This window comes from Polaromonas sp. P1_G2 (genome assembly GCF_056405515.1).
In genome coordinates this window covers 1-6976 of record NZ_JBFUBY010000222.1, presented here as the reverse complement: position 1 = coordinate 6976, position 6976 = coordinate 1, and the positions used below count along the sequence as shown (strand labels likewise).

Sequence of the window (6976 nt, the reverse complement as noted above, 5' to 3'; positions counted from 1 at the left end):
GTAAGAGGCACCCGGCGTGATCAGCTTGTAGGTCGGGTTGGACTGGCCGCCTTTGAAGATCTCCGCCGTCAGCGGGCCTTTGAAGCCGGGCAGGTGGCTGCCCAGGTAAGCGGTGAGCGCATCGAGGTCAAAGGCGTGCGCGCCGGACACGGCCCGAGTGCCGACAAAGTGGTCGAAATTGCTCGTGCTCAAAGGGCTGGCCCCCGTGTGTTTATTTGTCGATTTCGGCTTCGGAAATGCGCATCAGGGCCTGGCGGTTGCGCACCACCAGGCCGCCCGGCTCTATGCGTATGGCTTCCTCGCGCTCCATGGACTTGAGTTCCTGGTTCACGCGCTGGCGCGAGGCGCCCAGCAGTTGGGCCAGTTCCTCCTGCGCCAGCTGCAGGCCGATGCGCACTTCGCCGCTGTCCGCCAGGCTGGGCACACCGTAGCTGCGGACCAGGTGCAACAGTTGCTTGGCCAGCCGCGCGCGCAGGGGCAGGGTGTTGAGGTCTTCCACCAGGCCGAAGAGCTGCCGTATGCGCCGCGCATGCAGGCGCAGCAGGGCTTCGTAGAGCTCGACATGCTGGCTCAGGATTTTGCGCAGGTCGGCGCGCGAGACGCACAGCAGCGTGGTTTCGCCATGGGCATAGGAGTCGTGGGTGCGCCGCTCCCCGTCGAAGATCGCCACGTCGCCGACCCAGATGCCGGGCTCCACATAGGTCAGGGTGACCTGCTTGCCCGAAATCGAGGTCGAGCTCACCCGGATGGCGCCGCGCGCGCAGGATATCCATTCTTCCGGCGCGTCGCCGCGGGCGCTGATGAGTTCGCCGTCTTTGTAGCGTTTGACGTAGGCGCATCGAAGTATGTCGTGCCTCAGGGATGGGGACAGGGATGAAAACCAGCGGCCGTTATTAATGGCCTCTCGTTCCTCTATCGTAAGAATGGGATCGTCCATGGTCTGTCTTTTGAGTGACTAACAAGACGTCCATTGTCGCTTGAGGGACCCGCCCCGCGCCAGCGGGCTGTCGCATGGGTGTCGCCCGGCCGGAGGGGCCGGGAAATGGCGAGGGAGGGCCGCGACAGGGCCCCCCGCGCAAGGACCGGCTAGCGGTAGTGCGGCGTGCGCTTGTTCAGGAAGGCGTCTATGCCTTCACCGGCGTTGGCGTCGTGCAGGTTGCGCACGAAGTGGTCTTGCTCTCGGGCCAACTGCTGGTTCAGCGTATTGCCGGCTGCGTCGTTGATCAGTTCCTTGATGCTGGCCAGCGCGTTCGGCGCGCGCGCATTGAGGCTGTCGGCCAGCTGCAGGGCCTGGGCCAGGGCTTCGCCCGGGGCCGTGACGCGGTTGACCAGCCCGAGATCATGCAAGCGGCGTGGGCCTATGCGTTCGCCGGTCATCAGCAGTTCGCTGGCCAGCGCGCGCGGCAGGGCGCGCGCCAGGGCCCAGCTGCCGCCGCCGTCGGGCGACAGCGCGACCGTGCTGTAGGACATCACGAACACGGCGTTGTCCGCCGCCACCACAAAATCGCAGGCCAGCACCAGCGAAAAACCGGCACCAGCGGCCGGGCCTTCCACGGCGGCAATCACCGGCTTGGGGTAGGTGCGTATCGAGTCGATCCAGTTGTGCAGGCCTTCGATGCTCTGGGCCTGCACCTCGGGTGCTTCACGGCGGTTGGCCTGCAGCCGCTGCAGGTTGCCACCCGCGCAAAAGATGGCACCCTCGCCGGTGATGACCACGCTGCGGATGTCGGGGTTGTTCTCGGCGGCGTTCAAGGCCTCAATGCCCGCCGCATAAATATCGGGACCCAGGGCATTCCTGAACTCCGGGTTGCTGATCGTCAGGATAAGGGTCTGGCCCTCACTCGTACCTTTGATTGCGCCTGCCATGTCAGTTGTTCCAATACGAAAGAATGTGTGGTCGCCGGAGGAGGGATTCCCACGCCAGTGGGGGCCGCGGAACTGGCTTCGCCAGGCCGCAAGCGCCGCCCCCTGGAGGGGGGAAGGTGCTACACGAAGTGAGCATCCGAAGGGGGTGTTTCATTCTTCCTGGTGTAGGAGGCTCAAGCCGATCGCACCGCGGCGCCGTAACCAGGGGGAAGGGCGGTAGCGCTGGTCGCCGTACACGGTCTGCATGTTGAACAGCACTTCCAGCACATTGGTGGGGCCGTAGCGGTCGCCCATGGCCAGCGGGCCCATGGGATAGCCCAGCCCGAGGGTCACGGCGGTTTCCAGGTCTTTCGGGCTGCAGATGCCCTGCTGGCAGATGTCGCTGGCGATGTTGACGATGGCGGCCACCACTCGCTGGGTGACGAAGCCGCCGCTGTCCCGGATCACACTGACGGCCCTGCCGTCGCGGGCGAAGAGGGCATGGGCCGCGTCGCGCATGTCGCTGCGTGTGGCCGGATTGGTGGCCAGCACGCGCCGCTTGGTGGCCGCGTCGTCGATCAGCATGTCGATGCCGATGGTACGGGCCGGGTCCAGGCGCTCCACCACGGCCACCGTGGTGATGTCAAAGCCCAGTGGCGCGACCAGCATGAGGGCCTGCGGCGAGGCAGAGGCGCCGGTCTCGATTTTGGCGCCGAGGGTCTTGAGCAGTTGCAGCAGTTCCGAGCGCCGCGAAGCCCGCGGCGAGACCCACACCGGCGGAAGTTCGGCAACCTCGSGGACAGGGGGCTCGGGCTGCACCTGCATGGCCCCGTCCACATAGCGGTAAAAGCCTTCGCCGGTCTTGCGGCCCAGCATGCCGCCGGCCAGGCGCTGCGCCGTGATCACGCTGGGGCGGTAGCGGGCTTCTTCATAGTACTGGTGGTAAATCGACTCCATCACGGGATGGGAAACGTCGAGCGCGGTCAGGTCCATCAGCTCGAAAGGGCCCAGCTTGAAGCCGGCCTGGTCGCGCAGGATGCGGTCTATGGTGGCGAAATCGGCAATGCCTTCGCTGACGATGCGCAGCGCCTCGGTGCCGAAGCCCYGGCCGGCGTGGTTGACGATGAAGCCGGGCGTATCTTGCGCCTGCACGGGTGTGTGGCCCATCTGCCGCGCGTATTGGCTCAGGCCTTCGCAGACCGCGGGGCTGGTCTTCAGGCCCGCGATCACTTMCACCACTTTCATCAGCGGAACGGGATTGAAGAAGTGAAAACCGGCCAGGCGCTCGGGATGTTTGAGCGCCGCCGCGATGGCCGTCACTGAAAGCGATGAGGTATTGCTGGCCAGCACGGCGCTCGCGGGCACCAGGGCTTCGAGTTCGGCGAACAGCGCGCGCTTGACGTCCAGGCGTTCCACGATGGCTTCGATGACGAGGTCGCAGCCCGCCAGGTCGGGCAGCGTGCCGGCGAGCAGCAACCGGTCCTTGTGGCCGGTGGCCACGGCCGCGTCGAGCCTGCCTTTTTCGACCAGCTTGTCCCATTGGGCACAAATCGCTTCGCGCGCCTTTTCGGCGGCGCCCGCCTGCGCGTCCATCAGCTTGACGGTGCTGCCGGCCTGCGCCGCGATCTGCGCGATGCCGCGCCCCATCGCACCAGTGCCAACTATTCCCACATTTGCGAAATTTACTTTCATGCCCGAATTATGGCTGAGCGTATTCGCTAGAGGTGCATGGCAAAATTTGCGCACCCCATGAAAGTCGCCGAGAAGTTCCTGAAATGCCTGCTTGGCGCTTTGCTGATGGGGCTTGCCGCCAACACCCTGGCCGCGTCCTTGGGCCGCATGCGCGGCGCGGCCATCGTTGGGCACCCACTCGACGTCACCCTGTCCGCGCAACTGGACGGCGCTGAAAACTCCGGCTCCGCTTGCGTGTCCGCTGATGTGTTTTTCGGCGACAGCCAGGTTTTCCCTGACAGGATACGCACCACGATCTCGCCGGGTGCCGGCGCTGGTGAAATCCTGATTCGCATCCGCACGACTTCCGCGCTGGATGAGCCGGTCGTGACGATCCATGCACGCGAAGGGTGCCAGCAAAAGAATTCGCGCAAGTACGTCCTGTTGGCCGAGATGCTGGGCGACAACATGGCCCCGATGCCTTCGGTCCTTCCGCAAGCGGCGGCTGCGGCAAGCTCGGTACAGTTTCGCCCGGCAGCGCCATCCCGCTCCGGGACATCGAGGGCGAAGCCGGAACCCCGCGCCGGGATGGCCTCTTCACTGGCCACACCGCCGGTCCGCGCGGCAGGCAAGCCTCCGGCGCCGGTGCGTCAATCGCGGGCACGACTGCAACTGGCCCCGATTGACCTCACCGTCGAACGCGATCCGGTGCTTCGTTCATCGCCGGAACTGCTGACGCCGCCTTCCACCGATGCCCAGCAACGCGCCTCCGCAGCCGCCTTGTGGCAGGCTTTGAATGCCCAGCCGCAAGACCTAGTTCGCGACGGCCAGCGCCTCAAGTCCCTGGAGTCCGACGTGGCCGCCATGCTGGCGCAAAGCCGCAAAACCGAACAGGTCGWGACGCAGTTGCAGGGCCAGCTGGAGCAGGCGCGCCAGGAGCGTTACAGCAACTGGCTGGTGTATGCCCTGGGCGCTGTCCTGCTGTTCGCGCTGCTGGCAGCCGGCTTTTTATGGAGGCGCAACCGGCAGCACGCGCTGCGCTTGAGCCATGGTCCCTGGTGGGACAAGAATGATGGACAGAGCGATTTTGCGGTTTATGCAGGGCCGGCGTCCGGGCACCCCGGCACTGAACCGGCACACGAAGAGCGCCCGCCCAAGCCCGTGGTGGACCTCGACCTGGATGCGCTTCATTTCGAAAGCACGCGCAAGCTGCCTGCGTCCAGGCCGGCTGAATCTGCTGATCGCCCGGAATTCCTGCCCAGCCTGGGCGGCTTGAGCGGCATGCCCCGTATCGTCAATGCCGAAGAGCTTTTTGATGTCCAGCAGCAGGCGGATTTTTTCCTCTCGCTGGGCCATCCCGACAAGGCGGTGGATGTCCTGCGCCTGCACATCATGGACAACGTGGAGACGAGCGCGCTGGTCTATCTGGACCTGTTCGACCTCTACCACAGCCTGGGACGCAGGGACGACTATGACGCATTGCGCAAGGACTTCCACCGGATGTTCAATGCTCAGGTGCCGGCCTTCGATGACTATGCGATAGACACGCACGGCCTGGAGTTCTATGTGGAGGCCCTCACGCGCATTGAGTCGCTGTGGCCGACGCCCAAGGTGCTGGACGTCCTGGAAGAATCCATCTTCCGCAAGCCCGATTCGCGCAACGAGGTTTTCAGCCTTGCGGCTTATCGCGAACTGCTGCTGCTTCACTCCATTGCCAAGAAGCTTATTTCCCGCCCTGGACAGCCGGAAGAGAAGGGCGGCGAGCCTGCTCTGCCTTCCGCCCTGGATGTGCCGGCCGCCTTGCCGCAAACGACCAGTTTTGGCCCGACCAATATCCTGCCCTTGTCAGCCCGGTTTCAGGCACCGCCTCCGCCGCTTGCCGCCGTGGTTCCCAGCGCTGTGGCGGCTGCCCTTTCCACGGAAATCGCATTGACGCCCGACCTGACGCGGCCCCCGGTTTCACCGAGGCTGGGGCTGGACATTGACTTGAGCCAGGACGTGGGCGGCGCGCTTGAACCGCTGCCGGTCATCGTAGCGATGGACGCCGAGGCCGAAGCCGGAGACTTCGGCAATCTCATCGAGTTCGATCTCGATGGCCCGGTCGCGGCACCGGCCCGGAACGCCTAGTTCCCGGCGGTTTCGGCCCCCGCCTTGGGGGCAAGGTATACCTAGCGCCGTACTTGCAGGGCGCCGGGGTTCACGATGTTGGTGGGCGTGCCCTTGAYGAAATTGACCACGTTGTCGAAGGCCGCGCCGAAGTAGAGCTCATAACTGTCTTGCTCCACGTAGCCGATATGCGGTGTGCAGATGCAGTTCTCCAGGCGAAGCAGGGCATGGCCCTGCAGAATGGGCTCGGATTCAAACACGTCGATCGCCGCCAGGCCTGGGCGGCCGCGGTTGAGCGAGGCAATCAGGGCTTCGGGTTCTATCAGCTCGGCGCGCGAGGTGTTGACCAGCAAGGATGTGGTTTTCATGCGCGACAGGTCTTCGAGTGTGACGATGCCGCGCGTTTCGTCGTTCAGCCGCAGGTGCAGGCTCAACACATCGCTTTGTTCAAAAAACTCGGCCTTGCTGTCGGCGATCTCGTAGCCATCGGCCTGGGCCCGTTCACGCGAGGCATCGCGGCCCCAGATGATGACCCGCATGCCGAAGGCCCGGCCGTAGCCGGCCACGATCTGCCCGATCTTTCCGTAGCTCCAGATGCCCAGGGTCTTGCCCTTGAGGACCGAACCTATGCCGAAATTCGGCGGCATGGAGGCCGACTTGAGGCCCGCCTGCTGCCAGGCCCCGTGCTTGAGGTGGGCCACGTAGTGGGGAATGCGGCGCATGGCGGCCATGACCAGTGCCCAGGCCAGTTCCGCCGGCGCCGTGGGTGATCCGGTGCCTTCTGCCACCGCGATGCCGCGCTCGGTGCAGGCGGCAACGTCGACGTGGCTTCCGACGCGGCCGGTCTGCACGATCAGTTTGAGCTTGGGGAGTTTTTCAATGACCTGCCGGTTGAGCTGGGTCCGTTCCCGGATAAGGACGATGACGTCGGCATCCTTGAGCCGGACGGACAGCTGGCCTATGCCTTTGACGGTGTTGGTGTAGACCTTGGCGGGGTAGGCCTCAAGTTTGGCAGCGCAGTTCAGTTTTCGCACTGCGTCCTGGTAGTCGTCGAGGATCACAATATTCATGCCGATATTGTGCCTGCAAGATTTTTCTTCCTCGCGGGAAGGGCTACCCGAATGCTTGCATTTTGTATCGCAAGGAAACCTGTCGAGGCATTTCAGTCCTGCCGTGGCGCACCGGGCGGGCTCATTGACCTTCACGCAGCCGGGAAATAGCCCCCTCAGAGCGGGCGAGAGCGGGCAGGGCCTTTCTATTGCAAGGCGGCCTCGCGCTGGGCCATGCGGTCAAGCTCCGCGCAGACGGCGGCCATGCGGCCGGAGATAACCATGCGGCCGGCGCAAGCCGGGCC

General features: G+C 64.8%; 6 protein-coding genes. 1 reads left to right on the top strand and 5 read right to left on the bottom strand.

Features of this window, described 5'->3' with window-relative positions; genetic code table 11:
* From AC1D0P_RS19160 to AC1D0P_RS19145, 4 genes are all read right to left on the bottom strand, one after another.
* The coding region (locus tag AC1D0P_RS19160) for a phosphotransferase family protein (RefSeq protein ID WP_477678208.1) at nucleotides 1-192 on the bottom strand (192 nt) is incomplete at its 3' end.
* Between the two features lie 19 nt (nucleotides 193-211).
* Nucleotides 212-937, bottom strand: coding sequence for a Crp/Fnr family transcriptional regulator (locus AC1D0P_RS19155; protein ID WP_431096232.1), 726 nt, complete (start codon nucleotides 935-937; stop codon nucleotides 212-214).
* 149 nt (nucleotides 938-1086) lie between these two features.
* Complete coding sequence (locus AC1D0P_RS19150) at nucleotides 1087-1866, bottom strand: oxepin-CoA hydrolase, alternative type (protein ID WP_477678207.1); 780 nt, start codon at nucleotides 1864-1866, stop codon at nucleotides 1087-1089.
* A 150-nt stretch (nucleotides 1867-2016) separates the two neighbouring features.
* A complete protein-coding gene (locus AC1D0P_RS19145; protein ID WP_477678206.1) occupies nucleotides 2017-3537 on the bottom strand; it encodes a 3-hydroxyacyl-CoA dehydrogenase in 1521 nt (506 codons plus the stop codon).
* A gap of 36 nt (nucleotides 3538-3573) precedes the next feature.
* Here AC1D0P_RS19145 and AC1D0P_RS19140 point away from each other — a divergent pair, with 36 nt between their 5' ends.
* Entirely contained in the window at nucleotides 3574-5643 is a 2070-nt protein-coding gene (locus AC1D0P_RS19140; RefSeq protein WP_477678205.1) for a type IV pilus assembly protein FimV, read from the top strand.
* Between the two features lie 41 nt (nucleotides 5644-5684).
* Here AC1D0P_RS19140 and AC1D0P_RS19135 read toward each other — a convergent pair whose 3' ends face one another.
* Entirely contained in the window at nucleotides 5685-6692 is a 1008-nt protein-coding gene (locus AC1D0P_RS19135) for a D-2-hydroxyacid dehydrogenase family protein (protein ID WP_477678204.1), read from the bottom strand.
* Between the last annotated feature and the right edge of the window lie 284 nt (nucleotides 6693-6976).

What these genes read in the sequence shown, in the direction of transcription:
- AC1D0P_RS19155 (WP_431096232.1), bottom strand. Translation starts at nt 937, where the DNA reads ATGGACGATCCCATTCTTACGATAGAGGAACGAGAGGCCATTAATAAC.
- AC1D0P_RS19150 (WP_477678207.1), bottom strand. Translation starts at nt 1,866, where the DNA reads ATGGCAGGCGCAATCAAAGGTACGAGTGAGGGCCAGACCCTTATCCTG.